The 25,614-nt window shown below is 71.5% G+C and carries 24 protein-coding genes and 1 riboswitch; of the genes, 10 read left to right on the forward strand and 14 right to left on the reverse strand.

Annotation, left to right across the window (positions count from 1 at the left end; all coding sequences use genetic code 11):
- Positions 1-6: 6 nt before the first annotated feature.
- The 3 genes from AB0L74_RS02560 to AB0L74_RS02570 all read right to left on the reverse strand — a co-directional run bounded on the left by AB0L74_RS02560 (position 7) and on the right by AB0L74_RS02570 (position 3,179).
- A complete protein-coding gene (locus AB0L74_RS02560; protein ID WP_365644772.1) occupies positions 7-837 on the reverse strand; it encodes a carbohydrate ABC transporter permease in 831 nt (276 codons plus the stop codon).
- Positions 834-1,832, reverse strand: a complete 999-nt coding sequence (locus tag AB0L74_RS02565; protein WP_365644774.1) for a sugar ABC transporter permease — start codon at positions 1,830-1,832, stop codon at positions 834-836. The genes AB0L74_RS02560 and AB0L74_RS02565 overlap by 4 nt, the downstream gene beginning before the upstream one ends.
- A gap of 87 nt (positions 1,833-1,919) precedes the next feature.
- A complete protein-coding gene (locus tag AB0L74_RS02570; protein WP_365644776.1) occupies positions 1,920-3,179 on the reverse strand; it encodes an extracellular solute-binding protein in 1,260 nt (419 codons plus the stop codon).
- 396 nt (positions 3,180-3,575) lie between these two features.
- On the opposite strand from AB0L74_RS02570, the gene AB0L74_RS02575 reads away from it, so the two are divergent.
- From AB0L74_RS02575 to AB0L74_RS02595, 5 genes are all read left to right on the forward strand, one after another.
- The gene (locus AB0L74_RS02575; protein WP_029383200.1) at positions 3,576-4,340 is read left to right on the forward strand and encodes a GntR family transcriptional regulator; all 765 of its coding nucleotides are present in this window, start codon (positions 3,576-3,578) and stop codon (positions 4,338-4,340) included.
- 195 nt (positions 4,341-4,535) lie between these two features.
- On the forward strand, positions 4,536-4,793 hold the full coding sequence (locus tag AB0L74_RS02580; RefSeq protein ID WP_365644778.1) for a DUF3311 domain-containing protein: 258 nt from the start codon (positions 4,536-4,538) through the stop codon (positions 4,791-4,793).
- Positions 4,790-6,418, forward strand: coding sequence for a monocarboxylate uptake permease MctP (gene mctP / locus AB0L74_RS02585; RefSeq protein ID WP_365644780.1), 1,629 nt, complete (start codon positions 4,790-4,792; stop codon positions 6,416-6,418). Before AB0L74_RS02580 ends, mctP begins: the two co-directional genes overlap by 4 nt.
- A 119-nt stretch (positions 6,419-6,537) precedes the next feature.
- A riboswitch (cobalamin riboswitch) is annotated at positions 6,538-6,702 on the forward strand.
- Between the two features lie 123 nt (positions 6,703-6,825).
- On the forward strand, positions 6,826-9,183 hold the full coding sequence (locus AB0L74_RS02590) for a ribonucleoside-diphosphate reductase subunit alpha (RefSeq protein ID WP_365644782.1): 2,358 nt from the start codon (positions 6,826-6,828) through the stop codon (positions 9,181-9,183).
- Positions 9,183-10,226, forward strand: coding sequence for a ribonucleotide-diphosphate reductase subunit beta (locus AB0L74_RS02595; protein WP_365644784.1), 1,044 nt, complete (start codon positions 9,183-9,185; stop codon positions 10,224-10,226). The genes AB0L74_RS02590 and AB0L74_RS02595 overlap by 1 nt, the downstream gene beginning before the upstream one ends.
- On the opposite strand, the gene AB0L74_RS02600 is transcribed toward AB0L74_RS02595, so the two are convergent.
- Positions 10,139-10,393: a hypothetical protein gene (locus AB0L74_RS02600; protein WP_365644786.1), complete on the reverse strand. Its 255-nt coding sequence runs from the start codon at positions 10,391-10,393 to the stop codon at positions 10,139-10,141. The two genes, AB0L74_RS02595 and AB0L74_RS02600, sit on opposite strands and share 88 nt — an antisense overlap.
- Before the next feature lie 92 nt (positions 10,394-10,485).
- Between AB0L74_RS02600 and AB0L74_RS02605 the strand changes: the two genes are divergently transcribed.
- Positions 10,486-11,451, forward strand: a complete 966-nt coding sequence (locus AB0L74_RS02605) for a helix-turn-helix domain-containing protein (RefSeq protein ID WP_365644788.1) — start codon at positions 10,486-10,488, stop codon at positions 11,449-11,451.
- 20 nt (positions 11,452-11,471) lie between these two features.
- Here the strand turns inward: AB0L74_RS02605 and AB0L74_RS02610 are convergent, their stop codons facing one another.
- The 10 genes from AB0L74_RS02610 to AB0L74_RS02655 form a co-directional block, all read right to left on the reverse strand.
- The gene (locus AB0L74_RS02610; protein ID WP_365644790.1) at positions 11,472-12,881 is read right to left on the reverse strand and encodes a cytochrome P450; all 1,410 of its coding nucleotides are present in this window, start codon (positions 12,879-12,881) and stop codon (positions 11,472-11,474) included.
- On the reverse strand, positions 12,878-13,966 hold the full coding sequence (gene cyc1, locus AB0L74_RS02615) for an epi-isozizaene synthase (RefSeq protein WP_365644792.1): 1,089 nt from the start codon (positions 13,964-13,966) through the stop codon (positions 12,878-12,880). Before cyc1 ends, AB0L74_RS02610 begins: the two co-directional genes overlap by 4 nt.
- A 318-nt stretch (positions 13,967-14,284) precedes the next feature.
- Positions 14,285-14,935 carry a peptide deformylase gene (def, locus tag AB0L74_RS02620; RefSeq protein ID WP_365644794.1) on the reverse strand — a complete coding sequence of 217 codons (651 nt, stop codon included), beginning with the start codon at positions 14,933-14,935 and terminating at the stop codon, positions 14,285-14,287.
- 90 nt (positions 14,936-15,025) lie between these two features.
- Complete coding sequence (locus tag AB0L74_RS02625) at positions 15,026-16,006, reverse strand: hypothetical protein (RefSeq protein ID WP_365644796.1); 981 nt, start codon at positions 16,004-16,006, stop codon at positions 15,026-15,028.
- A 135-nt stretch (positions 16,007-16,141) separates the two neighbouring features.
- The gene (locus tag AB0L74_RS02630; protein ID WP_365644798.1) at positions 16,142-17,422 is read right to left on the reverse strand and encodes a metal-dependent phosphohydrolase; all 1,281 of its coding nucleotides are present in this window, start codon (positions 17,420-17,422) and stop codon (positions 16,142-16,144) included.
- A gap of 118 nt (positions 17,423-17,540) precedes the next feature.
- Entirely contained in the window at positions 17,541-18,860 is a 1,320-nt protein-coding gene (locus AB0L74_RS02635; protein ID WP_365644800.1) for an HD-GYP domain-containing protein, read from the reverse strand.
- A 138-nt stretch (positions 18,861-18,998) separates the two neighbouring features.
- Positions 18,999-19,325 carry a mycothiol system anti-sigma-R factor gene (gene rsrA / locus AB0L74_RS02640; protein ID WP_365644802.1) on the reverse strand — a complete coding sequence of 109 codons (327 nt, stop codon included), beginning with the start codon at positions 19,323-19,325 and terminating at the stop codon, positions 18,999-19,001.
- Positions 19,322-20,005 (reverse strand): RNA polymerase sigma factor SigR, encoded by a 684-nt coding sequence (sigR, locus tag AB0L74_RS02645; protein ID WP_365645079.1) that lies wholly within the window; start codon positions 20,003-20,005, stop codon positions 19,322-19,324. The genes rsrA and sigR overlap by 4 nt, the downstream gene beginning before the upstream one ends.
- Positions 20,006-20,331: 326 nt before the next feature.
- The gene (locus tag AB0L74_RS02650; protein WP_365644804.1) at positions 20,332-20,997 is read right to left on the reverse strand and encodes an alpha/beta family hydrolase; all 666 of its coding nucleotides are present in this window, start codon (positions 20,995-20,997) and stop codon (positions 20,332-20,334) included.
- A 1-nt stretch (position 20,998) separates the two neighbouring features.
- Positions 20,999-21,817 carry an SOS response-associated peptidase gene (locus AB0L74_RS02655; RefSeq protein ID WP_365644806.1) on the reverse strand — a complete coding sequence of 273 codons (819 nt, stop codon included), beginning with the start codon at positions 21,815-21,817 and terminating at the stop codon, positions 20,999-21,001.
- Between the two features lie 50 nt (positions 21,818-21,867).
- Between AB0L74_RS02655 and AB0L74_RS02660 the strand changes: the two genes are divergently transcribed.
- From AB0L74_RS02660 to AB0L74_RS02675, 4 genes are all read left to right on the forward strand, one after another.
- The gene (locus AB0L74_RS02660; protein ID WP_365644808.1) at positions 21,868-22,590 is read left to right on the forward strand and encodes a M50 family metallopeptidase; all 723 of its coding nucleotides are present in this window, start codon (positions 21,868-21,870) and stop codon (positions 22,588-22,590) included.
- Positions 22,591-22,801: 211 nt separating this feature from the next.
- Positions 22,802-24,127 carry a 3-phosphoshikimate 1-carboxyvinyltransferase gene (aroA, locus tag AB0L74_RS02665; protein ID WP_365644810.1) on the forward strand — a complete coding sequence of 442 codons (1,326 nt, stop codon included), beginning with the start codon at positions 22,802-22,804 and terminating at the stop codon, positions 24,125-24,127.
- A gap of 11 nt (positions 24,128-24,138) precedes the next feature.
- Positions 24,139-25,149 carry a ribosome small subunit-dependent GTPase A gene (gene rsgA / locus AB0L74_RS02670; RefSeq protein ID WP_365644812.1) on the forward strand — a complete coding sequence of 337 codons (1,011 nt, stop codon included), beginning with the start codon at positions 24,139-24,141 and terminating at the stop codon, positions 25,147-25,149.
- A gap of 135 nt (positions 25,150-25,284) precedes the next feature.
- Positions 25,285-25,608, forward strand: coding sequence for a multidrug efflux SMR transporter (locus AB0L74_RS02675; RefSeq protein WP_365644814.1), 324 nt, complete (start codon positions 25,285-25,287; stop codon positions 25,606-25,608).
- Positions 25,609-25,614: the final 6 nt, after the last annotated feature.

Genomic DNA, 25,614 nt, shown 5'->3' on the forward strand with positions numbered 1-25,614 from the left:
GTGGCGTTATCCCTTCACGGCGCCCGCGGTCAGGCCGTTGACGGCCCGGCGCTGGAGGAAGACGAAGAGGATCAGGATGGGGATGGCGAAGAGGGAGGAGGCGGCCATGGTGGCGCCCCAGTCGTCGCCGAAGGCGGTCTGGAAGCCGGACAGCCACAGGGGCAGCGTCTTGGCCTCGGCGTCCTTGTTGAGCACCAGGACGAGGGCGTACTCGTTCCAGGCGGTGATGAAGCCGAAGAGGGAGGTGGACATCAGGCCGGGCGCGAGCAGCGGGAGGATGACCCGGCGGAAGGCGGTCACCCGGGTGCAGCCGTCGACCATCGCCGCCTCCTCCAGTTCCCTCGGCACGGCGGCGACGAAGCCGCGCAGCGTCAGGATGGTGAAGGGCAGGATCATCATCATGTAGAAGACGGTCAGCGGCACCAGGCTGTTCAGCATCGAGGCGTCCCGGACGATCAGGTACATCGCGATGACCATGACCTCCCAGGGCGCCATCTGGGCGAGCATGAAGCCGATGATGAAGCCGCGCCGTCCCCGGAACCGCATCCGGGCCAGGGCGAAGGAGCCGGCCAGCGCGATGATCAGGGAGAAGACGACCGCGAGGACGGTGACGATCAGGGAGTTGGTGACGTACGTCCAGAAGTGGTCGACGCCGGTCGCCGTCTTGAAGTGCTCGAAGGTGATGTCGGTCGGGAACCAGACCGGGTCCTCGGTGATGATGTCGCCGGTCGGTTTGAGGGCCGTGGCGAACATCCAGTAGACGGGGAAGACGAAGCCGACGAACAGGACGGCGGCCGTGAGGTTGGGCCACAGGCGGCCGAAGAGCGAGCGCTTCACGCCTCGTCCTCCTCTTGCTTGAGCACGATCCTGAGGTAGTACGCGGTCAGGCCGAGCAGGATCAGGATGGTCAGGACGGCGATCGCCGCGCCCATGCCGTAATGCTGGTTGCCGACGCCCTCGACATAGGCGTAGACGGGCAGGATCTCGGTGAGCCGGTCGGGGCCGCCGCCGTTGATGGTGAAGACCTGCACGAACGCCTTGAAGGTCCAGATGATCTCCAGGAACGTCGTCGCGTACAGGAACGGCCGCAGGAACGGCAGGGTCACGGTGGTGAAGCTGCGCCAGGCGCTCGCCCCGTCCAGGGCGGCGGCCTCGTACAGCTCGCCGGGGATGGTGGTGGTCGCCGCGTAGAGGTTGATGGCGACGAACGGGATGGACTGCCAGACGATCAGCACGGTGACGACGAAGAACGTCGACATCTGGCTGCTGGTCCAGCTGTAGTCGGCCATGGAGTGCCAGCCGAGCCTGTCCAGCACCCAGTTGACGACGCCGAAGCGCTGGGCGAACAGCCACTGGTAGACGGTGGTGGCGGCGACCACCGGCATCGCCCAGGCCAGCACCAGGCCGATCAGCAGGGTCAGCCGCATCCGCTTGCCGAGGCGGGCGAGCAGCAGGCCGGTCAGCCCGCCCAGGACCATGATCAGGGCGACGTTGGCCGCCGTGAACAGGATCGAGCGGAGGGTGACCCTCCAGAAGTCCTCACCGGTGAGGACCTCCCGGTAGTTGTCGAGGCCGTTCCACTCGGTGACGTGCTGGATCAGCTGCGCCATGTTGAGGTTCTGGAACGACAGCAGCACGTCCTTCAGCAGCGGCCAGCCCAGCAGCAGCACGGTGGCCGCGCAGGCCGGCAGCAGCAACAGGTACGGGGCGAGGGCGCCGGCGCGCGACGCGGCTCGCGGGGTGGTCCGGCCGGGTCCCGCGCCGCCGGGCTTGCGGACGTCCGACGGGCCTTCCGCCGGGCCGGAGGGCGGCCGTTCGGTCTGCACGGTCATGCTCGCCATCTCTCTTCTCGACCTGTGCCGCGCCGGGGCGGGGGGCCGTCGGGCGCGCGGCCCCCCGCCCCGGCGTGAGCGCTGCTCCTACTGCTGCTGCGCCAGGCGCTTGTTGAACTCGCCCTCGACCTGCTTCGCGGCCTCGGCCGGCGACTTCCCGTTCAGCACGGCGGTCAGGTAGGTCTTGATCGGGTTGGGGTCGTTCTCGACGGCGGCCCACTCCGGGATCAGCGGCGTGGTGCCGCCGCCCGCGACGGCCGGGGCGCCGGCCTCGGCGGCGGGGTTGCCCTTGAGGTTGCTCTGGAGCGCCTCCTTGTTGGGGATGACACCGTTGAGCTTGGCCAGCTGCCCCTCGTACTTGTCCGACAGGGCGATCTTCAGGAACTCCTTGGCGAGGTCCTGCTTCTTGCTGCCCGCGGCCACGGCGAGGTTGGAGCCGCCGAGGAAGGTGCCCTCGGGCTTGGCGGCCGTCTCACCGGGGATGGTGAAGTAGCCGATCTCCTTCTCGATCGCCGGGTTGGCCTTGATGGCGGTGCCGGCCTCCCAGCCCATCCCGATGAACGCGCCGACCTTGCCCTTGGCGAAGATCTCGCCCTGCTGCGGGGTGGCCTCGTCCTTGTCCTTGGGGGCCTTGGAGAGCGCCTGGAACTTCTTGTAGGTCTCCGCGGCGGCGACGACCTTCGGGTCGGCGAGGTTGGAGACGTACTTGTCGCCGTCCTTCTTGACCAGTTCGCCGCCCTCGCCGATCACCAGGCCGACGAAGTGGTACCAGTTCTGGCCGGGCAGGTAGATCGGTTCGGCGTCGGTCTTCTCGCCGATCTGCTTCAGGGCGGCGTAGAACTCGTCCCGGGTCTTGGGGGTGGTCTTGATGCCGGCGTCCGCCCAGACCTTCTTGTTGTAGATGACGACGCGGTTGACGACGAACCACGGGGCCGCGTACTGCTTGCCCTCGTAGACGGTCGACTTGTTGAGGGAGGCGGTCCAGTCGGCGCCGATCTCGCTCTTGAGGTCGGCGAGGTCGGCGAGGCCGCCGGTCTTGGCGTAGGCCGGGGTCTGGGTGTTGCCGATCTCGAAGACGTCCGGCGGGTTCTCCTCGGACAGGGCGGTGGTCAGCTTCTGCTGGATGCCGTTCCACGTCTGGGTCTCGAACTTGACCTTGGCCTTGGTCTTCGCCTCGAACTCCGCGGCGAGGTCCTTCTGCCACTGGTCCGGCGTGGAGCCGTCCATCATCCACACCGTGAGCGTCTGCGGCCCCTCGGACTCACTGCCCCCGTCCCCGCCCCCACACGCCGCGACGGAGAAGATCATGCCCGCGATACCGATCGCGGCTGTCAGCTTGCGCTTCACGCCACCCTCCTCAGGGATGCCACAAACCCCCCTGGCTCCCCGCGGTTGCTCGACGACGCGTACCGCCCATGGGGCCGGGACTGGACCAATGGTGTAGACCAGTAGGGGGGAGCTTGGCCCAGACCAATAGGGCTGTCAAGGGTGTTCAAGCGGGCTCAAGACCTCCGTTATGGGACCGCGATATGCAGGGACCTTTCATTGCGCAAGCGGCACAACGGGCGGTGGACCACGTCGTGTCACCGCGCTGTGGACTAGACCAACGCAGGGCGCGGCGGTATACAGAGGAGATCACGGAGCGTGCGGGCCGGCCCCCGTCGCGCGAAGCCGTGCCACGATGTGAGCCGTGGCCGATGAGGACGTCGGTCGCTTCGGCACCCGGAGCCGGGAAGGCAGAGCATGAGCACCGACGTCAGCAGTGCGGAGAACGAGAACGGGACCGGTGTCCGTACGGCGCGCGTGCCCAAGTACTACCGCTTGAAGCGGCACCTGCTCGACATGACCCGGACGCTCCCGCCGGGCACCCCCGTGCCCCCCGAGCGCACCCTGGCCGCCGAGTTCGACACCTCCCGCACCACCGTCCGCCAGGCCCTCCAGGAGCTGGTCGTCGAGGGCCGGCTGGAGCGCATCCAGGGCAAGGGCACCTTCGTCGCCAAGCCCAAGGTGTCGCAGGCGCTGCAACTCACCTCCTATACGGAGGACATGCGCGCCCAGGGCCTGGAGCCCACCTCGCAGCTGCTGGACATCGGCTACATCACCGCCGACGACCGGCTCGCCGGGCTCCTCGACATCGCCGCCGGCGGGCGGGTGCTGCGGATCGAACGGCTGCGCATGGCCAACGGCGAGCCGATGGCCATCGAGACCACCCACCTGTCGGCCAAGCGCTTCCCGGCGCTGCGCCGCAGCCTCGCCAAGTACACCTCCCTCTACACCGCCCTCGCCGAGGTGTACGACGTCCATCTCGCCGAGGCCGAGGAGACCATCGAGACCTCGCTGGCCACCCCGCGCGAGGCCGGCCTGCTCGGCACCGACGTGGGCCTGCCGATGCTGATGCTCTCCCGGCATTCGCTGGACCGGGACGGGCAGCCGGTGGAGTGGGTGCGGTCGGTGTACCGGGGCGACCGCTACAAGTTCGTCGCCCGCCTGAAGCGTCCCCAGGACTGACCGGGCCGGACCGGCGCGCGCGGCGCGGACCGAGCGGAGCGGACCGAGCGGCGGGAACGGGACCGGTCTCAGGGGTGACGCCTGAGCGCGCCGCCGGTGACCGATATACGGACGGGGACTTCCGCTGTCGTGTAACCGTCACCTAGATTGCCTGCGCATTACTCCAGGTGATCAGTGAGGGGACGGAGCCGCCAGATGTCACAAGCCCCGGAAGTGAACAGAGGGCCAGTGGTGACGCCCGTGCGCGTCGTCATCGCCCTCTGCCTCGTCGCGCCCTTCGTGGCGATGCTGTGGGTCGATTCGTACGCCAAGGTGGAGCCGGCGTTCATCGGCATCCCGTTCTTCTACTGGTACCAGATGGCGTGGGTGGTCGTCTCCACCGCGCTGACCATGATCGCCTACAAGCTGTGGCAGCGTGACCAGCGCGCCCGCCGGGGAGGTGCCGGCCGGTGAAGGACGGCGTGAACGGCGTCGCACTCGCCGTCTTCATCTTCTTCTTCCTGCTCGTCACCGTCATGGGCTTCCTGGCGGCCCGCTGGCGCAAGGCCGAGAACGAGCACAGCCTCGACGAATGGGGCCTGGGCGGGCGGTCGTTCGGCACCTGGATCACATGGTTCCTGCTGGGCGGCGACCTGTACACGGCGTACACCTTCGTCGCCGTGCCCGCGGCCATCTACGCGGCGGGCGCCTCCGGCTTCTTCGCCGTGCCGTACACCATCCTCGTCTACCCGCTGATCTTCACCTTCCTGCCGCGCCTGTGGTCGGTCTCGCACAAGCACGGCTATGTGACGACCTCGGACTTCGTGCGCGGCCGGTTCGGCTCCAAGGGGCTGTCGCTGGCGGTGGCCCTGACCGGCATCCTGGCGACGATGCCGTACATCGCGCTCCAGTTGGTCGGCATCCAGGCGGTGCTGGACGTGATGGGCGTCGGCGGCGGGGAGGACACCAACTGGTTCATCAAGGACCTGCCGCTGCTGATCGCCTTCGGTGTGCTGGCCGCGTACACCTACTCGTCGGGCCTGCGCGCCCCCGCGCTGATCGCGTTCGTGAAGGACGCGCTGATCTACATCGTCATCGCGGTGGCGATCATCTACATCCCGATCAAGCTGGGCGGGTTCGACGACATCTTCGCCAAGGCGGGCGAGGCCTTCGCCGAGACCAACCCGGCCACCGGCCAGCCGCGCGGCGCCCTGGCACCGGGCGAGGCGGGCCAGTGGACGTACGCCACGCTGGCGCTGGGCTCCGCGCTCGCGCTGTTCATGTACCCGCACTCGATCACCGCGACGCTGTCCTCGCGCAGCCGTGAGGTGATCCGCCGCAACACCACGATCCTGCCGCTGTACTCGCTGATGCTGGGCCTGCTGGCGCTGCTCGGCTTCATGGCGATCGCGGCCGGCATCAAGGTGAGCAACGGGCAGCTGGCGATCCCTCAGCTGTTCGAGGACATGTTCCCGGACTGGTTCGCGGGCGTGGCCTTCGCGGCCATCGGCATCGGTGCCCTCGTCCCGGCGGCGATCATGTCGATCGCGGCGGCGAACCTGTTCACCCGCAACATCTACAAGGACTTCATCAAGCCGGACGCGACGCCGGAGCAGGAGACCAAGGTCTCCAAGCTGGTGTCGCTGCTGGTGAAGGTGGGGGCGCTCGTCTTCGTCCTGACGATGGACAAGACGGTCGCGATCAACTTCCAGCTGCTGGGCGGCATCTGGATCCTCCAGACCTTCCCGGCCCTGGTCGGCGGCCTGTTCACGCGCTGGTTCCACCGCTGGGCGCTGCTGGCCGGCTGGGCGGTCGGCATGGTGTACGGCACGGTCGCCGCCTACGGTGTCGCCTCCCCGACGCAGAAGCACTTCGGCGGCTCGGCCAAGGAGATCCCCGGCATCGGTGAGATCGGCTACATCGGCCTGACCGCCTTCGTGCTCAACGTGGTGGTCACCGTGGTCCTGACGGTCGTCCTGCGGGCGGTCAAGGCACCGGACGGCGTCGACGAGACCCGCCCGGAGGACTACACGGCGGACGCCGGCGACCCCGGTGTGCAGACGGAGCTGCCGCCGGCCACCGCCGGCGCGGCGCACTGACGCCCGCACCCGCACCCCGCACACGGGCCGCCGGAGGAAACCCGGCGGCCCGTTGCCGTTGCCGCGCCGACCCACGCCGCCCTCACGACGACACAACATCTGGGGGTGGTTCCGGGGCCCGGCACAAGATGTATGCTCGTGCTCGCTGTCGCCGCAGGGGAATCCGGTGCGAATCCGGAACTGTCCCGCAACGGTGTACTCATGCCCGTATGCCTGCCTCTCCGCAGAAACCGCATCCGCGCACCGAGCCAGTCCGAGGACCTGCCGGCAGTGCGCACGAGCCGTCCGGCCCGTGTGCCATGACGTCCGGGCCTCGCGGAATGGGCCGGTGGACGCGGCGCCGCGTGCGCTCGTGAGCTGCCCCCTGCCCCGCGCAAGGCCCCGTGCCGAGCGAGGGAGTGCCTCACGTGACCATCGCGCCAGCCGACCCGGCTTCAGCGATCCAGCCGGAGTACGACGGTCCCGGTGCCGCGCTGCTGCGGACCCTGACCGAGCTGACCGCCGACCTCCCCGACGCCGACCCCGGCCGGGTCGCCGCCGCCGCGCTGCGCGGCCGGTCCGCGCGGGCGGACGAGACGGAGCTGCGCGAGCTGGCCACGGAGGCGGCGGCCGGCCTGATCGCCGAGGACCCCGCCTACTCGAAGCTGGCCGCCCGGCTGCTGACCCTCGGCATCCGCGCCGAGGCCGCCTCCCAGGGCGTCACCGCGTTCACCGAGTCCGTCGCCACCGGCCACCGCGAGGGGCTGATCGCCGACCGCACCGCCGCGTTCGTCCGCCGCCACGCCGGCCGTCTGGACGCGCTGGCCGACCCGCGCGCCGACGACCGCTTCGGCTACTTCGGCCTGCGCACCCTGTACAGCCGCTACCTGCTGCGCCACCCGATCACCCGCAAGGTGATCGAGACGCCCCAGCACTTCCTGCTGCGGGTCGCCGCCGGGCTGGCGGAGGACGGCACGGACCGCGCGCTGGAGGAAGTGGCCGCGCTGTACGGCCTGATGAGCCGCCTGGACTATCTGCCGTCCTCCCCCACCCTGTTCAACTCCGGCACCCGCCACCCCCAGATGTCGTCCTGCTACCTCCTGGACTCCCCCAAGGACGAGCTGGACTCCCTCTACGAGCGCTACCACCAGGTCGCCCGCCTGTCCAAGCACGCCGGCGGCATCGGCATCGCCTACTCCCGCGTCCGCGCCCGGGGTTCGCTGATCCGCGGCACCAACGGGCATTCCAACGGCATCGTGCCGTTCCTGAAGACCCTGGACGCCTCCGTGGCGGCCGTGAACCAGGGTGGCCGGCGCAAGGGCGCGGCGGCGGTCTACCTGGAGACCTGGCACGCGGACATCGAGGAGTTCCTGGAGCTGCGCGACAACACCGGCGAGGACGCCCGCCGCACCCACAACCTCAACCTCGCGCACTGGGTGCCGGACGAGTTCATGCGCCGTGTGAACGCCGACGAGCCCTGGTCGCTGTTCTCCCCCTCCGACGTGCCGGAGCTGGCCGACCTGTGGGGCGAGGAGTTCGACGCCGCCTACCGCACGGCGGAGGCCGCGGGGCTGGCGAGGAAGACGCTCCCGGCCCGCGAGCTGTACGGCCGGATGATGCGCACCCTCGCCCAGACCGGCAACGGCTGGATGACCTTCAAGGACGCCGCCAACCGCACCGCCAACCAGACCGCCGAGCCCGGCCACGTCATCCACTCCTCCAATCTCTGCACGGAGATCCTGGAGGTCACCGACGACGGGGAGACGGCCGTCTGCAACCTGGGATCGGTCAACCTCGGCGCCTTCGTCGACCCGGACGCCCACGACATCGACTGGGAGCGGCTGGACGCCACCGTCCGCACCGCCGTCACCTTCCTCGACCGGGTCGTGGACATCAACTTCTACCCGACCGCGCAGGCGGCCCGCTCCAACGCCCGGTGGCGTCCGGTGGGCCTGGGCGCGATGGGCCTCCAGGACGTCTTCTTCAAGCTGCGCCTGCCCTTCGACTCGCCCGAGGCCAAGCGGCTGTCCACCCGGATCGCCGAGCGGATCATGCTCGCCGCGTACGAGGCGTCCGCCGCCCTCGCCGAGTGCGACGGCCCGCTCCCGGCCTGGGAGAAGACCCGTACCGCCCGCGGTGTCCTCCACCCCGACCACTACGACACCGACCTGGCCTGGCCGGAGCGCTGGGCGGCCCTGCGGAAGCGGATCGCGGCCGTTGGCCTGCGCAACTCCCTGCTCCTCGCCATCGCCCCGACCGCGACCATCGCCTCCATCGCGGGCGTCTACGAGTGCATCGAGCCGCAGGTGTCCAACCTCTTCAAGCGCGAGACGCTGTCCGGCGAGTTCCTCCAGGTCAACTCCTACCTGGTGGACGACCTCAAGCGGCTCGGCGTGTGGGACGCCCGCACCCGCGAGGCGCTGCGCGAGGCGAACGGCTCGGTACAGGGCCTGGCCTGGATCCCCGAGGACGTCCGGCGGCTGTACCGCACGGCGTGGGAGATCCCGCAGCGCGGCCTGATCGACCTGGCCGCCGCCCGCACCCCGTTCCTCGACCAGGCGCAGTCGCTGAACCTGTTCATGGAGACGCCGACCATCGGCAAGCTCTCCTCGATGTACGCCTACGCCTGGAAGTCCGGGCTGAAGACGACGTACTACCTGCGCTCGCGCCCGGCGACCCGGATCGCCCGCGCGGCCCGCGCCACCGTCCCCGTACCGGCCGCCGCCGACCCCGAAGCGGTCGCCTGCTCCCTGGAAAACCCCGAGTCCTGCGAGGCCTGCCAGTAATGACCAGCACTCCCGCCGGCGCCACCGCCGCCGCCCCCCGCACCCAGAACCTGCTCGACCCGGGCTTCGAGCTGACGCTGCGCCCGATGCGCTACCCCGACTTCTACGAGCGCTACCGGGACGCCATCAAGAACACCTGGACCGTGGAGGAGGTCGACCTCCACTCCGACGTCGCCGACCTCGCCAGGCTCACGCCGGGCGAGCAGCACCTCATCGGCCGCCTGGTCGCGTTCTTCGCCACCGGTGACTCGATCGTGGCGAACAACCTGGTGCTGACCCTGTACAAGCACATCAACTCCCCCGAGGCGCGGCTGTATCTGAGCAGGCAGCTCTTCGAGGAGGCCGTCCACGTCCAGTTCTATCTGACGCTGCTGGACACCTACCTCCCCGACCCGGAGGACCGCACGGCCGCGTTCGCCGCCGTGGAGAACATCCCCTCGATCCGCGAGAAGGCCGAGTTCTGCTTCCGGTGGATGGACTCGGTGGAGGAGATCGACCGGCTGGAGACCAAGGCCGACCGCCGCCGCTTCCTGCTCAACCTGATCTGCTTCGCCGCGTGCATCGAGGGCCTGTTCTTCTACGGCGCCTTCGCCTACGTCTACTGGTTCCGCAGCCGGGGGCTGCTGCACGGCCTGGCGACCGGCACCAACTGGGTGTTCCGTGACGAGACGATGCACATGTCCTTCGCCTTCGACGTGGTCGACACCGTCCGCAAGGAGGAGCCGGACCTGTTCGACGACGGCCTCCGGCAGCAGGTCACCGACATGCTGCGGGAGGCCGTCGAGGCCGAACTCCAGTTCGCGCGCGATCTGTGCGGGGACGGCCTGCCGGGCATGAACACCGACTCGATGCGGCAGTACCTGGAGTGCGTCGCCGACCAGCGGCTCACCCGCCTCGGCTTCGCCCCCGTCTACGGCTCCGAGAACCCCTTCTCCTTCATGGAGCTCCAGGGTGTTCAGGAACTGACCAACTTCTTCGAGCGGCGCCCCTCGGCGTACCAGGTGGCGGTGGAGGGCACCGTCGACCTGGACGAGGACTTCTGAGCCTCGCTCCGCTTCCGCTCGCCCTCCCGGGCCTGCTCGGCCTCCCTGAGCTGCCGGTCGACGCGCCGCTCGCGCACGATACCGACCAGCGAGGGGAGGATCATGAGGACCAGGAGGGCGAGGGTCGCCGCCATCCCGATCATGGCTTGTGTCTGTTCTCCGGTCATGACACCACTGTCGCGCCGGATGCTCCTGACCGGCAGTGGCAGGACTGCCGTAAGACCTCGATTTCCTGCCACCCGTACGGCAGACTGGCGGCATGCTGCGCAACGTGGCGGCCGTGCTCCTCGACGGCGTGCACCCCTTCGAACTCGGCGTCGTCTGCGAGGTATTCGGCGTCGACCGCAGCGACAACGGCCTGCCGGTCTACGACTTCGCGGTGGTCTCCGCGGAGGGGCCGGCGCTGAGCACCCATGTCGGCGGGCTGACCGTCTCCACGCCGTACGGGCTTGACCGGCTGGAGGAGGCCGACCTGATCGCGGTGCCGGCCGGCAGCGACTTCGTCCGCCGGGAGTACCCGCCCCGGCTGCTGGAGGCCCTGGTGCGGGCCGTCGAGCGGGGGGCGCGGGTGCTCAGCGTGTGCTCGGGGGTGTTCGTGCTGGGCGCCGCCGGGCTGCTGGACGGCCGGCGCTGCGCGGTCCACTGGCACCACGCACGGGAGCTGGCCCGCCGGTACCCGCGGGCGGTCGTCGAGCCGGACGTGCTCTACGTCGACGAGGACCCGGTGATCACCTCCGCCGGCACGGCCGCCGGGATCGACGCCTGCCTCCACCTGGTGCGCAAGGAGCAGGGACCGGAGGTCGCCAACCGGATCGCCCGGCGGATGGTCGTACCGCCGCACCGGGACGGCGGGCAGGCGCAGTACGTCGAACGGCCGCTGCCGCGCGCGGCCTGCGACACCGTCGGCGAAGTGCTGGCCTGGATGGAGCGGCACCTCGACCAGGAGGTCACCGTCGAGCAGCTCGCCGCCCGCGCCCACATGGCTCCGCGCACCTTCGCCCGCCGCTTCCAGCAGGAGACGGGCACGACCCCCTACCGCTGGATCCTGCGGCAGCGGGTGCTGCTGGCGCAGCACCTGCTGGAGGCGACGGACGAGACGATGGACGCCATCGCCTGGCGCACCGGGTTCGGTACGGCGGCGGCGCTGCGCCACCAGTTCACCCGGGCGCTCGGGACCACTCCGAACGCCTACCGGCGCGCGTTCCGGGGCCCGCGGGCCGCCTGAGCGCGCGCCGGGGCCTCAGGTCACCGGGGCAGCGCCCGCACCAGCAGGCGGCGCGGGCGCAGGGTGATGCCGATGCGGGGGCGGGGGTCGGAGCCGGGCGCCTGCTCGAAGCGGTAGGCGGACGCGATCGCCGCGGTGATCAGCGTGAGCTCGGCCATGGAGAAATGGTCGCTCGGGCATTTGCGGTTGCCGACGCTGAAGGGGCTCATCGCGTACTTCGGCACGTCCTTGGAGCGCTCCGGGAGCCAGCGGCCGGGGTCGAACTCCTCGTGCCGCTCGTAGGAACGCGCGTCACGCTGGATCGCATACGGACTGTAGACGAGGTCGGCCCCGGCGGGAATCCGATACCCGCCGAGCTCGGTGTCGACCACCGCCCGGCGCGTCAATATCCATACGGCAGGATACAGGCGCATAGTCTCCACGATGACATTCGCGGTGAACGTCAGCTTTCGTACGTCTTCGAATGCGACGGCCCGGTCGCCCGCGACGCTTTTCACCTCGTCGTGGATCTTGTCCCCGAGTTCCGGGTGCTCGGTGAGCACCAGCAGCAGGGACATGATCATGGAACCGACGGTTTCGCTTCCGGGGGTGAGGATGGCGATGACCTGATCGTGGATCTCCTGCTCCCCGATGGGCTCGCCATTGTCGTCCTTCGCCTCCAGCAAAGCCGTCAGCAAATCGTCCGGCTTTTGACCGCTCGCCCGCCGGTCGGCGACGATCTCGTCGACCAGGAGGTGCAAGTCAGCGAGCGCCCGGTTGAATTCGAGGTTCGCCGGAACCGGAATGCGGTACAGCGGGCCCAGCGGCAGGACCATGCGCTGGTACATACCGCTGAACAGCGTGGCGAGGGCGCCGCAGATCCGTTCGGCCCGGTCGTCCATGTAGCTGCCGCGCATCAGGCAGCGGGCGGAGACGCGGACGGCCACCCGGAAGGACTCCGCGGTGATGTCGAGGACCTCGCCGGAGCGCCACCGCTCCACCAGCGCCTGCGCCTCCTCCGCCATGATCGGCCCGTAGGCGGGGATGGCGTCGAGCCGGAAGGCCGGCTGGATGGTGCGCCGCTGGCGCCGGTGCAGGGGGCCGTTGGCGGTGGCCACGCCCTCCTTGCCGAGCAGGCTCTCCAGGGACTCCCACAGCGGCCCGGCGATGATGTAGTCCGGGCTCAGCGCCACGGCGCCGGTGAGGGCGGGCGTGGTGACCGCGTAGACGGTCTTGGGGCCGAGCTTGAGGCGGACGACGTCGCCGTGGTCGCGCAGCTGGGACACGAAGGCCAGCGGGTCGCGGGCGAGTTTCCAGCCATGGCCGAGGAGCGGCAGGGCGCCCCCCGCCACGGGCGGTTCGCGCAAGTCCGCCCGGGACCGGGTATCGGAGGACGGGGCTGCTCCCTGTTCGAGTGGAGCCGGGAACTCGGGAGAGGATCCGACGGTCATTTCTCACCTGCCGCTTCGTTGTTGACGTACGGGGGTGTGGAGCGGTCGTCCCAGCTGTCGACCCGGTACCGGCCGGACTCGTGATGGAACCAGTAGACGGAACTGAACCAGTTCCGCATGTTGCCGACGCAGATCTGCACGGCGGCGCCGAGTTCCTTTCCACGCACCGTTCCGCCTTCGGTCAACGCGTCGGCGAAACGTAAGGCTTCACGTTCGGCGAGGACGAATTCGTCGATGCACTGCTCGACGCGCCGCCTGATATCCAGGATGGCTTCTTCGAGCGCCATTCCCTCATGGGTGATGAGACTGATTCCGAGATTGTGCACCTCATCGCCCGCTATTTCCTTGGGCAGCGAGCAGAGGTCGTTGTACCAGGCGGCGAATTCCTGGCTCAGCAGGGCCGCCCTCCGGTATGCCGGATGTTTCCGCACCGTTTCCGGGAGTTCCAGGCCCGCGCTCGGCTCCAGCAGGTCGGTCCAGATCCAGTGCGCGAAGGTGAGCCGGCGCAGTTCGAGGTACTCCGCGACACCGGGGACGACGCCCTGGGCGCGGTTGCGGAACTCCCGGTCGTACGCCTCGATCACCGCGTGGAAGTGCCGCGCGAACCGGGCGTTCCAGGTCGCCGGCAGGAACGCGTACAGCCGCAGCACACTGTCGGCGAACCCCGCGACCAGCGCGTCCTCGTGGCCCAGATGGTCCCGGGGGGAGTCCAGGGCCGCGTGCAGCCGGTCCTTCAGACGCCGCCAGGCGCCGGGGCGCCCGTGGACGATGTCGCGGTCGTGCCGGTCGTCCCAGACGAAGAACCACGCGCTGTAGTCCGCGATCGCCTGGAGGACCTCGTCGGGCGCGCCGAGGTAGTACCCGGCCATCAGGTCCGTGTAGCACAGGCCATCGGCATATTCCACCACCTTGTCCGCCGGCATCAGCCGCTTTTCGAGCAGCCAGTCGCGGGTCCTCTCCTGAAGCCTGGGCCAATACGGGTGCAGTCGCCGGGGAAAGGACGACTCGATCACCGGGAGAGCGAGCGAGGGCGGAACCGCGATCGCCGTCGGTGCCGCTGTGGAGCCGGGTGAGAAATCGTGCACGGACAAACCCCTCTCAGCCGCCGGTCGGCGCACCCTCCCGCTGTGCGGGACGCGCGCCGTCGTGTTTCTCCGCCCTCACCATTCAGCACTACAACTGGCCTGCCTGGGAACGGATTTGCCCCACTGGCCACCTCAAGTCGTCTGAATTCTCCCCTTGTGTGTCAGGTTATAGAGCGGTGGAAGAGCGGCGGGGATCGCGCACGCGACGGGCAGGCGAACGGCGGCGGATGCGCGGGCGCACGCGAACGGCGCCCGGCCGGGAAGGGGATCCCGGACGAGCGCCGTGCGCGGGGAAGTCGTGAGCCCGGCGGGCCCGTCTCAGTCGTTGGCGACCACGGGGTAGCGGGGTTCGTTCTCGGCCATCTGCCGCAGCGCGTTCTTGCGGTCGCGCTTGGAGAGCCGGTCGATGTAGAGGTAGCCGTACAGGTGATCCGTCTCGTGCTGGAGGCACCGCGCGAAGTACCCGGTGCCGCGCACCTTGATGGGGTTGCCCTTCTCGTCCTGCCCGGTCACCTCGGCGTAGTCGGGGCGGGCCAGCGGCATGTACGCGGTCGGCACCGACAGGCAGCCCTCGTTGCTGTCGTCGAGGCGGCGCCGCTCGGCCGGCAGCTCCACCAGCTTGGGGTTGCACACCACGCCGACGTGCCGGACGCCCTCGTCGTCCGGGCAGTCGTAGACGAACACCTTCAGGTCGACGCCGATCTGGTTGGCGGCCAGGCCCACGCCCTCGGCGGTGCGCTGGCTGGCGAACATGTCCGCGACGAGCTGCTGGAACTCCTCGCCGAAATCGGTGACGTCCTTGCACTCCTTGTGCAGCACGGGATTGCCGACCACCGTGATCGGGCGCGAGGTGCCGCGCTCCCGCCAGGCCGCCTCGCGCTCCTCGCACTCCTGCGTGTCGATGACGTAACCCTCGTCGTCCACGGGGAGAACGCCCGCGCGCTGCTGATCGGTGTCCTGCTGAGCCATGACCGACGTACGCCTTCCTAGAAAACAGGGGGTGATGCTGATACAGGGTACGGCGTCCGCCCCGCCGCCCCCGCGCCGTCGGGGGATCCCTCAGCAGACCTCTTCGAGATCGCGCCAGTCCCGGGAATCCGGGCTGTCCGCCACCCACCCGTCCAGCAGTCCCCGCACCAGGGAGGCGGGCGCCGCCACCCCGCACTCCCGCTCCGGTACCCACAGCTGCCCGTCGGTGCGGTGGCCGAGCGGCCCGGGGTGCCCCGGCTCGCTGTGATCGTGCGGGTCGAGGTGCTCCCCGTCACCCTCGTCGGACGGCATCCGGGACTCCGAGCACATCCGGCACAGCAGCCGCACCGAGGACGACCAGTCCTCGGCGGCGAAGCCGGCGTCGGCGGCGAGCTGCTCCAGGGCGTCCCGGTCGGCCTCCGTGGCCGCCTCCAGCAGGACCACCCAGGTGGGAACGGGCGAGGGCGCCCACAGCTCGATCTCGTCGAAGACCGGGTAGGTGTGCCCGGCGGAGATGGTCCGCTCCCCGTGCGGCACACCGTCGTGCAGGACCACCTCGCCCCAGCGCCGGCCGGACGACGGCAGCGGAATGGACAGCACCTCGATCCGGGCGGGGTCCAGCCGCCGCCCCCACACCACCTCGGCCTCCCCCTCGGGGGAGAGCCGTACGGCAGCGCTGCCCAGGTCCATGCCGAGCGGCTCGCCGGAGCCGGTCGCCTCGCCCGGCACCCTGAGCCCGTAGGCCTGCCAGGCGCGGCGGGCCAGCGGCCAGTCCTGCAAGGCGGTCGCGGCGATGCCGACGTTCCACCAGTCCGGGGCCCCGGCGTCCCGGTCCAGCAGCGCCACGGCCCGCAGGCCCGCGGCTCTGGCCTGCTCCCAGTCGTGCCGGAACTTGTGCAGCAGGGCGAGGTTGAACCAGGACTCCGACAGCCACGGCTCCAGGTCGGCGGCCCGCGTCAGCAGCGCGCCCGCGTCCTCGTACCGGCCGTCGCCGATCAGCGTGAACGCGCGGTCGGTGGCCTGCCGCCAGGAGGCGGAGGGCCGGTGCCGTCCCTTGCCGAAGATCCTCACGATTCCCGCCTGCCAGTTCCGTGGAGTGGGCCCGGCTGTGCCCTGCTGCGCCCCCGTACACCCTCTTCTTCGCATCCAACCACGTACGGATGCGAGGGCGCTCATTACCCATGGGTTACCCAGTCCCGGGGCGGGTCAGACAGCCCCGCGTGCCCGCCGTCGCCGGTCCTGGCCGCAGCGTCCGGCGGGCTCCTGCCGGGACAGCACCCGGGCCAGGGCGTCGAGGACCTCGGGAGCGTAGTCGCCCGCGGGGGCCGGCCGCAGCTCCCCCAGGGCCGTCCAGGCGCCGCCCGGGCCGGCATCGCGCGCCTTCTCCTCGTAGGCGTTGACGGCCCGTACGATCCGGGCGGCCAGCGGCTGCTCCGCGCAGGGGTCGGCCTGCCGCTCGACCACCAGGGCGACCTCGCAGCCGGCGCCGGTCCGGCGGACCACGGCGCCGCCGAGCAGCGCGATCCGCCGCTGCTCCGCCGCGGGCAGACAGGCGGTGGCCCCGGCCGGGACCGGGTCGACCAGGCTGAGCTGGCCGATGTCGTGCATGAGGGCCGCGTACTCCAGCACCGTCAGCTCGGGCCCGGACAGTCGCAGGTCCCGGCCGACGGCCACGGCGAGCGCGGCGACGCGCCGGGCATGGCCGGCCGGGGTGTATCCGGCGATCTCGGTGGCCCGGGCCAGGGAGGCGATGGTCTGCCGGTAGGTGGCCCGCACGGCGGCGTAGCGCCGGTGGGACAGCTGGGCCAGCAGCAGGGGCACGGAGAACACCGGCAGCGCCCACAGCCCCACCACGGCGACCGCCAGCGCCATCACGGCGCCGGTCGCGCACACCGCGGAGGTGATACCGGCCATGGCGCGCACCTCCTCGCGCAGCAGCCTGCCGAAGGGCCACCCGGTGCGCGCGTGCGCGGACGCCGCGGTGAGCAGGCTGTCGCACAGCGTGGTCAGGGCGAGCAGCGCGAGCAGCAGCAGGGCGTAGGCGGGGCCGCCCCGGCCGGCCAGGGCCCCCTCGTTGAACAGCGGCTGGGAGCAGGCGGCGGCGAAGGCGACGGTGAGCACCCGCCGCGCCAAGTGGTCGCGGGTGGTCCCCTCCCCGCGGGCGACGTGCGGCACGCTGCCCAGCAGCGTGGCGGCGAGCACCACGGTGACGGTCTGGGCGACGCCGTGGTGCGTGGGCTGCCCGGCGTCGTCCCCGAGCAGCGCGTAGGACAGCGCCCCGGCGGCGCCCAGCGGCGCGGTCTCCCTGACCTCGGCCGCGGGCCGCCGGGTGAGCTCGCCGAGGGCGATAAGCCCGCCGAAGGCCAGCGCCACGGACCGTTCCGCCAGGCCGGTGCGCACGGTGACGGAGAGACAGAGGAGCGCGAGCACGCCGGCGCAGACCCGGGCGGCCGGGCAGAGCGCGGAGGGCCGGCGCGGCACGGTCATCGGCGTACTCCGGCCCGGGACAGGGAGGTCAGCCGGTACGGCGGACTCACCGGCCGGTCCCCGTCCGGCCGGGCGGGCACACCCGGGCGCCCCGGCCGAGCGCGGAGAACCGGCGCTCTCACGGGCGGGCCCCCGGCCGGCCCGGGACGGACGGGGCGGGCGTCTCGTCCGCGGTGCGGGTCTCCTCCGCGGTCACCACCGGGTGCCACCCGCACCGCTCCAGTGCCCGCGCCAGCGCGGCGACCATCCGCGGGTCGAACTGGGACCCGGCGCACCGCTCCAGCTCCGCCAGCGCGGCCGCGACCGGCCGGGCCCTGCGGTAGGAGCGGGTGGACGTCATCGCGTCGAACGCGTCGGCGACCGCCACCACCCGGGCGCTCTCCGGGATCTGGCAGCCGGCCAGCCCGTAGGGGTAGCCGCTGCCGTCCAGCCGCTCGTGGTGGTGGAGTACGGCGGCCCGCGCCTCCCCCAGGAAGCCGATGCCGCGCACCATCTCGTGGCCGTACTCGGGGTGCAGTTCGATCACCCGCCGCTCTTCGGGGGTGAGGGGTCCGTCCTTCGTGAGCAACCGGGTCGGCACCCCGAGTTTGCCCACGTCGTGCAGGATGCCCGCGAAGCGCAGCATCTCGACCCGCTCGTCGTCCAGGCCCAGCTCGCGGGCGATCATCATGGACGCCTGCCCGACCCGCTCGCTGTGCCCGCGCGTGTAGCCGTCCTTGATGTCGACGGCCTGCACGAGCGCGCGGATGGTGGCCTGGTGCGCGGCCCGCTCCCGGTGGTACTGGGCGAACGCCCACCACGACACGCCCATCGGCAGCAGCACCAGCAGCGCGGCGACGGGCCCGTACGGGCTGCGCCACAGCACCGCCATCATCAGCCCGGCGAGCCCGTGCACGGCGACCGGCGGCAGGGACCGCCAGAACAGTCCGCGCCACGCCCTGCGCGCCGGGACCCGGTCGGCCGCCACGAGGATCCCGCCGTCCAGCAGCGTCAGCACCAGGCAGAAGGCGAGCACCGCGGCCCCGGCCGGGGCGAGCGCGTAGGGGAAGTCGGGTTCCGCGACCGCGTCCCGTCCGCCCAGCGCCCCGTGCGCCCGGGCGGCCGCCCACACGGCGAGCGCCTGCCGGGCGGCCCGCCAGAGGCGGCGCGGGGCGGCGGGCGCCTGCTCGACCGGGGACAGCAGTGCCCCGGGCAGCGACACGAGGGCGGCGGCGGCCGGCGGCAGCAGGAAGGCCGCGGCGAGCAGCACCGGGTAGCAGGGCCCGGCGAAACGGAACCGGGCGGCGTACTCGCAGCCGGCGCACAGCGCGGCGAGCAGGATCACCGCCCACCACGGGGCGTGGCCCATGTGCAGCGGACGCGGAACGAGCAGGCAGGCCAGGACGGCGAGGGCGACACCGCAGACGTAGGCGTGGGCCCGTGCCGGTATCGCCTCCATGAACTCCTCCCCGGCCGTGTCCGTCAGGTCTGGGAGACTAGGACGACCGGGGAGAGGGACGCGGGCCGACGACCCGCATTACCTCGTTCGGGTGAAGAACCGCCGTGGGGGACGCGGGTGGCGGCCCCCGGCGAGGGGTTAGGAATCCTGTGGAGCGGGCGGCGAGGAGGCCGGCGGAGCCGCCGTCACGTCGTGCTCGGGGACCGCCTGGCCGGAACGGATCAGCTCGATCCGCCCCATGACCTTGGCGCGCAGGTCGCCCGGCACGTCGTCATGGCCGCAGCACCGCTTGACCAGCTTCTTCACGGCCTGCTCCAGCCCGTACTTCTCCAGGCAGGGCGAGCACTCCTCGAAGTGGTGCTCGAACTTCGAGCACTCGACATCCGGCATCTCACGGTCGAGGAACTCGTAGAGATGATCGAGGATCTCGCTGCACTCCGTCTCGTGCGGCTCTCCGCAGCTCATGACCCCGAGCCTTTCGCTTCGTTCGACTCTCCGGCGCCGGCCGGGACGAGCCCGCGCTCGCGGGCGTAGTCCTCGAGCATGCCGCGCAGCTGACGCCGCCCCCGGTGCAGCCGGGACATCACCGTCCCGATGGGTGTCCCCATGATGTCCGCGATCTCCTTGTAGGCAAAGCCCTCGACATCCGCGAGATAGACGGCGATGCGGAATTCCTCGGGGATCGCCTGGAGCGCCTGCTTCACGTCCGAGTCGGGCAGGTGGTCGAGCGCCTGCGACTCCGCGGAGCGCAGGCCCGTCGACATGTGCGACTCGGCGCGGGCGAGCTGCCAGTCCTCGATCTCCTCGGCCGCGCTGCGCTGGGGTTCGCGCTGCTTCTTGCGGTAGGAGTTGATGAAGGTGTTGGTGAGGATCCGGTACAGCCACGCCTTGAGATTGGTGCCCTCGCGGAACTGGTGGAAGGACGCGTACGCCTTGGCATACGTCTCCTGCACCAGGTCCTCGGCGTCGGCCGGGTTGCGCGTCATGCGCAGCGCGGCCGAGTACATCTGGTCGAGGAATTCGAGGGCGTCCCGCTCGAAGCGCGCACTGCGCTCGGCGGTCGTCTCCGCGCCCGTGCCCTGGCCCTCGGGCTGCTCCGCCTGGCCGTTGTCGGTCCCTGCGTCGGTCCCAGTGACCGGACCCACCTCCTCCAAAGCTGTCGCGAGACCGAGTCCGGCCCCGCTCGATTCGGAGGATAGACGACCCGTGGTCGACGGTGCTTGCCAATCCGGTCCGCCCGCCACCCGGGCGGGGGCGGTCCTCGCCGCGGTCAGCACCGTCCAGTCCAGGCCGGCGCGGCTGCCGCGGCCGGTATCGGACTCTGCCGGGCGCAGCCCGTCCACGGCGTGGGAGACGGGCGGGCAGAAGGTGGAACCCATGCGGCGGACTTCCTCTCCTACGACGTCGGTGCCGGCACCCCGGCACGCACGTCGGCCACAACAGCCGCCGGTGGCCGGTCATTCCCGCGCCGTCACCCGAGTGACGCGGTCCACGTGACGACGGCCGCGGTGACGGCCTCCAGCGCCTCCCGCTGGGTGACCGCCGCCCGTTTCGGCACGGCGAAGCCGTGGTCGGCGTGCGCCACCCCGGTCAGTTCGTACGGCCCGGCGGGGAACTCCTCGGGCTTGCCGAACGGGTCGTTGCCGCCCTGGACGACGAGGGCGGGCACGCCGGCGCCGAGCAGTTCGTCCGCGCGGGACTTCTCGGGCCGGCCGGGGGGGTGGAGCGGGAAGGCGAGGGCGAGGACCCCGTGGGCGCCGAGCCCGGCGGCGGTGCGGCAGGCGACGCGGGCCCCGGCGCTGCGTCCGCCGGAGACCACCGGCAGGCCGGGCGCGGTGAGCGCGGGCCACAGGCCGCGCCAGCCGGTGTCCAGCGTCTTCGGCGCGGGCGCCACCTTCTTCCCGGCCACCCGCCAGGGCTGCTCGACGAGGGCGACGGTGACGCCGTGGCCGGGCAGCACGGCCGCCAGCGCCTGGAGGTCGCGGGCCTCGATGCCGCCCCCGGCGCCATGGCCGACGGCGAGGACGAGCCGGGCCCCGGCGGCCCGGTGCCAGGTGACGCGGGCGGTCCCGGCGTCCGTGTCGACGGTCTGGGTGGTCACGCCGGTCGCGGTGGTCTCAGGTGTCTCGGGGGTCACGTCAGAACAGTGTGCCCTCCTCCGGCGCCGCCAGCTCCTTCAGCAGCTCCGGCCCGTTGTTGCGGACGTTGCTGACGGCCGTGGAGACGGGGTGGGCCCGCAGCAGGCCGGGGGGCGGGGGTGCCAGCAGCGACCGCAGCTCGCCGGGGTCCGTGCGGGCCGGGTCCAGCCAGGCGTCCCAGCGGTCGGGGGTGAGCATCAGCGGCATCCGGGGGTGGATGTCGGCGAGCGAGGCGGGGCCCTCGGGCGGTGCGGCGGCCAGCGGCGTGGTCTCCGCCTCGGTGGTGATCACCGAGCAGGTCACCCACCAGGCGCCCGGGTGGTCGTCCGGCAGCGTCCGGTCCCGCCAGAACTCGTACAGTCCCGCCATGGCGAACACCGACCCGTCGGCCGGTGTGACGAAGTAGGGCTGCTTGCGGGGCCGCTTCCGCTTCCCCTCGACCTCCAGCTCCCGCTCCTGCTTGCCGGTGACCCACTCGTAATAGCCGTCGGCGGGCAGGACGCAGCGCCGGGCGGCGAAGGCGCGGCGGAACGACGGCTTCTCGTGGACGGTCTCGGCGCGCGCGTTGATCATGCGGGCGGCGCCCTCGGGCGTCTTGGCCCAGGAGGGGACGAGTCCCCACTTCAGCCTGCGCAGCTGGCGAACCGGCCGCGGGTCGGGCGCGTCCTTCAAGGGGCGGTCCAGGACGGCGAAGACCTCCTTGGTCGGAGCGACGTTGTAGTCGGGCTCCACCAGGGTCTCCGCCGGCTCCCACTTCTCTATGCCGAAGATTTCCGCGAGATCCTCGGGGCCGCGACTCGCCGCATACCGTCCGCACATGCGGGCAACACTGCCAGACTCCGCACGACCGGGAGGGGCCCCCACCACTTATGGACAGCACCGCATCGGCGTCACTCGCCTCGTTCTGGGACGAGTTGTCGGGTACCCAGCCAAGTCCCGGGACGTGGGTGGTGATCGCGACGCTCGTCGCCGCGTTCGCCGTCGTGGCACCGCGCCGCGCGTGGCGGGTGGCGCGCAACGCCGTCACCATCGCGCACGAGGGCGGGCACGGGCTGGTGGCCCTGCTCACCGGCCGCACGCTGACCGGGATCCGCCTGCACTCCGACACCAGCGGCCTGACCGTCAGCCGCGGCAGGCCGTACGGGCTCGGCATGATCCTCACCGCCGCCGCCGGCTACACCGCTCCCCCGCTGCTCGGCCTGGGCGGCGCCGCCCTGCTCGCCACCGGGCGGATTACCCTGCTGCTGTGGCTGGCGACGGCCCTGCTCGCCGCCATGCTGGTGATGATCCGCAACGCCTACGGCGTGCTCACCGTGGTCCTCACCGGCGCCCTCTTCCTCCTGGTCTCCTGGCTGACGGGGCCGCGGGTGCAGGCGGCGTTCGCCTACGCGGTGGTGTGGTTCCTGCTGCTGGGCGGGGTGCGCCCGGCCTTCGAGCTCCAGGCCAAGCGGTCCCGCGGGCAGGCCGGCGACTCGGACGCGGACCAGCTCGCGCGGCTCACGCACGCCCCGGCGGGGCTGTGGCTGTTCCTCTTCCACGCGGTGTCGCTGTGCTCGCTGCTCGGCGGGGGACGCTGGCTGCTGGAGCTGTGACCGCGGGGCGGTCCGCTCTCCGGGCCAGGCGGGGCGGTCGCCTCTCCGGGCGGGGCGGTCCGCTCTCCGAGCGAGGCCGTCCGCTCTCCGGGCCAGGCGGGGCGTTCCGTCCCCGCGTCAAGGCACGGCCATGACCATGCGGTTGTTTCGTTCTGGTTTCGCCGCATTTGATCAAGATCTCCGGTCGGCACCAGCCACTAAAGTGGGGCCCATGACCGTGAACCCCGCAGACACCGCCCTCTGGCCCGCCCCGCACGCGAGCGGAGCCGTCGACGCGACGGTCCACGTACCGGGGTCCAAGTCGGTCACGAACCGCGCCCTGGTGCTGGCCGCGCTCGCCTCCGAGCCGGGCTGGCTGCGCCGCCCGCTGCGCTCCCGCGACACCCTGCTGATGGCCGGCGCCCTGCGCGCGATGGGCGTCGGCATCGAGGAGGGCGTGGGCCCGGACGGCACCGGCGAGGCCTGGCGCGTGATCCCGGCGGGCCTGCACGGCCCGGCCACGGTCGACGTCGGCAACGCCGGCACGGTGATGCGCTTCCTGCCGCCGGTCGCCGCGCTCGCCGACGGCCCGGTCCGCTTCGACGGCGACCCCCGTGCGTACGAGCGCCCCCTGCACGGCGTCATCGACGCCCTGCGCGCCCTCGGCGCCCGGATCGACGACGACGGGCGCGGCGCGCTGCCGCTGACCGTGCACGGCAGCGGTGCCCTGGACGGCGGCCCGGTCGCGGTCGACGCGTCGTCGTCGTCGCAGTTCGTCTCCGCGCTGCTGCTGTCCGGACCGCGCTTCAACCAGGGCGTCGAGGTCCGCCACACCGGGGCCACCCTGCCCTCCATGCCGCACATCCGGATGACGGTCGACATGCTGCGCGCGGTCGGCGCCCAGGTGGACACCCCCGAGTCGGGAGGCGAGCCCGGCGTCTGGCGGGTGACGCCCGGCGCCCTGCTCGGCCGGGACCTGACGATCGAGCCGGATCTGTCCAACGCCCAGCCGTTCCTCGCGGCGGCGCTGGTGACCGGCGGCCGGGTCGTGATCCCGGACTGGCCGGCCCGGACCACCCAGCCCGGTGACCGGCTGCGCGAGATCTTCACCGAGATGGGCGGCTCCTGCCGGCTGACCGACCACGGCCTGGTCTTCACCGGGTCCGGCTCGATCCACGGCATCGACGTGGACCTGAGCGAGGTCGGCGAGCTCACCCCGGGCATCGCGGCCGTCGCCGCCCTCGCGGACTCCCCCTCGACCCTGCGCGGCGTGGCGCACCTGCGCCTGCACGAGACGGACCGCCTGGCCGCGCTCACCAAGGAGATCAACGAGCTCGGCGGCGATGTGACGGAGACCGCCGACGGTCTGCACATCCGCCCGCGCGCGCTGCACGGCGGCGTCTTCCACACCTACGAGGACCACCGCATGGCCACCGCCGGCGCGATCATCGGCCTGGCGGTCGAGGGCGTGCGGATCGAGAACGTGGCCACGACGGCGAAGACCCTGCCGGACTTCCCCGAACTGTGGACCGGAATGCTCGGGAGCGACAGGGCGTAGGGGGCGAGGCCATGCGCCGCTACGGCAAGCACACCGACGAGGACGACATCCGCACCCGCCCGGGGCGGCGGAACACCCGGCCGCGCACCAGCATCCGGCCCAAGCACGAGGACGCCGCCGAGGGCCTGGTCCTCACCGTCGACCGGGGCCGGCTGACCTGCCTCGTGGACGACCGGACCGTGCTGGCGATGAAGGCCCGCGAACTGGGCCGCAAGGCGGCCGTCGTGGGCGACCGGGTCGCCCTGGTCGGCGACCTGTCCGGCCGCAAGGACACCCTGGCCCGCATCGTCCGCATCGAGGAGCGGAGCTCCGTCCTGCGCCGCACGGCGGACGACGACGACCCCTACGAGCGCGTGGTCGTCGCCAACGCCGACCAGCTCGCCATCGTCACCGCCCTCGCCGACCCCGAGCCGCGTCCGCGTCTGATCGACCGCTGCCTGGTAGCGGCGTACGACGGCGGCCTCACGCCGCTGCTGGTCATGACCAAGTCCGACCTGGCCCCGCCGGAGCAGCTGCTGGAGCTGTACGGGGCGCTGGACATCCCGTACGTCGTCACCAGCCGCGAGGAGCTGGAGAACGGCGGCGCGGCGGACCGGGTGCGCGAGCATCTGGCGGGCAAGGTCACGGCCTTCGTCGGCCACTCGGGCGTCGGCAAGACCACCCTGGTCAACGCGCTGGTGCCGGAGGAGCGACGGCGTATCACGGGGCATGTGAACGCGGTGACGGGCCGTGGCCGCCACACGACGACGTCGGCGCTGGCGCTGCCGCTGGCGGACGCGGACGGCTGGGTGGTCGACACCCCGGGCGTACGGTCCTTCGGGCTCGCCCACGTCGATCCGTCCCGTGTGATCCACGCCTTCCCCGATCTGGAGCCGGGCACGGCGGGCTGCCCGCGCGCGTGCAGCCACGACGAGCCGGACTGCGCCCTGGACCAGTGGGTGGCCGATGGCCACGCCGATCCGGCGCGGCTGTACTCGCTGCGCCGGCTGCTGGCCACGCGGGAGCGCGCGGAAGGCGACTGAGGTTCGCGTTGTTTGCCCTCCCCAGGGGCAGGTAAGTGCATAATCGCACCGAGCCGGATCCGGGGCCCGACCAGAGTCTGACGAAGTGGTCACAGAACGTCGCAATGCCGACACGGGGACACAGGAGGACGACACATGGCGTGGCTGCTGGTCGTAGTGGCCGGGTTGCTGGAGACGGGCTTCGCCGTGTGCCTGAAGCTGTCGCACGGCTTCACCCGGCTGTGGCCCACGATCGCCTTCGCGGCCTTCGCCCTGGGCAGCTTCGGCCTGCTGACGCTCTCCCTGAAGAAGCTCGACGTCGGCCCGGCCTACGCGGTGTGGACCGGCATCGGCGCGGCGGGCACCGCCATCTACGGGATGGTGTTCCTGGGTGATCTGGTCTCCACCCTCAAGATCGTCTCGATCAGCCTGGTGATCATCGGCGTGATCGGCCTTCAGCTGTCGGGCTCGGCGCACTAGTGCCGC

Origin of the sequence: Streptomyces sp. NPDC052020 (assembly GCF_040680575.1) — a bacterium.
Taxonomy (GTDB): domain Bacteria; phylum Actinomycetota; class Actinomycetes; order Streptomycetales; family Streptomycetaceae; genus Streptomyces.

What these genes read in the sequence shown, in the direction of transcription:
- AB0L74_RS02580 (WP_365644778.1), top strand. Translation starts at nt 4,536, where the DNA reads ATGTCACAAGCCCCGGAAGTGAACAGAGGGCCAGTGGTGACGCCCGTG.
- AB0L74_RS02600 (WP_365644786.1), bottom strand. Translation starts at nt 10,393, where the DNA reads ATGACCGGAGAACAGACACAAGCCATGATCGGGATGGCGGCGACCCTC.
- AB0L74_RS02605 (WP_365644788.1), top strand. Translation starts at nt 10,486, where the DNA reads ATGCTGCGCAACGTGGCGGCCGTGCTCCTCGACGGCGTGCACCCCTTC.
- AB0L74_RS02610 (WP_365644790.1), bottom strand. Translation starts at nt 12,881, where the DNA reads ATGACCGTCGGATCCTCTCCCGAGTTCCCGGCTCCACTCGAACAGGGA.
- AB0L74_RS02575 (WP_029383200.1), top strand. Translation starts at nt 3,576, where the DNA reads ATGAGCACCGACGTCAGCAGTGCGGAGAACGAGAACGGGACCGGTGTC.
- AB0L74_RS02660 (WP_365644808.1), top strand. Translation starts at nt 21,868, where the DNA reads ATGGACAGCACCGCATCGGCGTCACTCGCCTCGTTCTGGGACGAGTTG.
- def (WP_365644794.1), bottom strand. Translation starts at nt 14,935, where the DNA reads ATGGCTCAGCAGGACACCGATCAGCAGCGCGCGGGCGTTCTCCCCGTG.
- AB0L74_RS02565 (WP_365644774.1), bottom strand. Translation starts at nt 1,832, where the DNA reads ATGACCGTGCAGACCGAACGGCCGCCCTCCGGCCCGGCGGAAGGCCCG.
- rsrA (WP_365644802.1), bottom strand. Translation starts at nt 19,325, where the DNA reads ATGAGCTGCGGAGAGCCGCACGAGACGGAGTGCAGCGAGATCCTCGAT.
- AB0L74_RS02675 (WP_365644814.1), top strand. Translation starts at nt 25,285, where the DNA reads ATGGCGTGGCTGCTGGTCGTAGTGGCCGGGTTGCTGGAGACGGGCTTC.
- AB0L74_RS02595 (WP_365644784.1), top strand. Translation starts at nt 9,183, where the DNA reads ATGACCAGCACTCCCGCCGGCGCCACCGCCGCCGCCCCCCGCACCCAG.
- rsgA (WP_365644812.1), top strand. Translation starts at nt 24,139, where the DNA reads ATGCGCCGCTACGGCAAGCACACCGACGAGGACGACATCCGCACCCGC.
- AB0L74_RS02630 (WP_365644798.1), bottom strand. Translation starts at nt 17,422, where the DNA reads ATGACCGTGCCGCGCCGGCCCTCCGCGCTCTGCCCGGCCGCCCGGGTC.
- AB0L74_RS02635 (WP_365644800.1), bottom strand. Translation starts at nt 18,860, where the DNA reads ATGGAGGCGATACCGGCACGGGCCCACGCCTACGTCTGCGGTGTCGCC.
- AB0L74_RS02655 (WP_365644806.1), bottom strand. Translation starts at nt 21,817, where the DNA reads ATGTGCGGACGGTATGCGGCGAGTCGCGGCCCCGAGGATCTCGCGGAA.
- aroA (WP_365644810.1), top strand. Translation starts at nt 22,802, where the DNA reads ATGACCGTGAACCCCGCAGACACCGCCCTCTGGCCCGCCCCGCACGCG.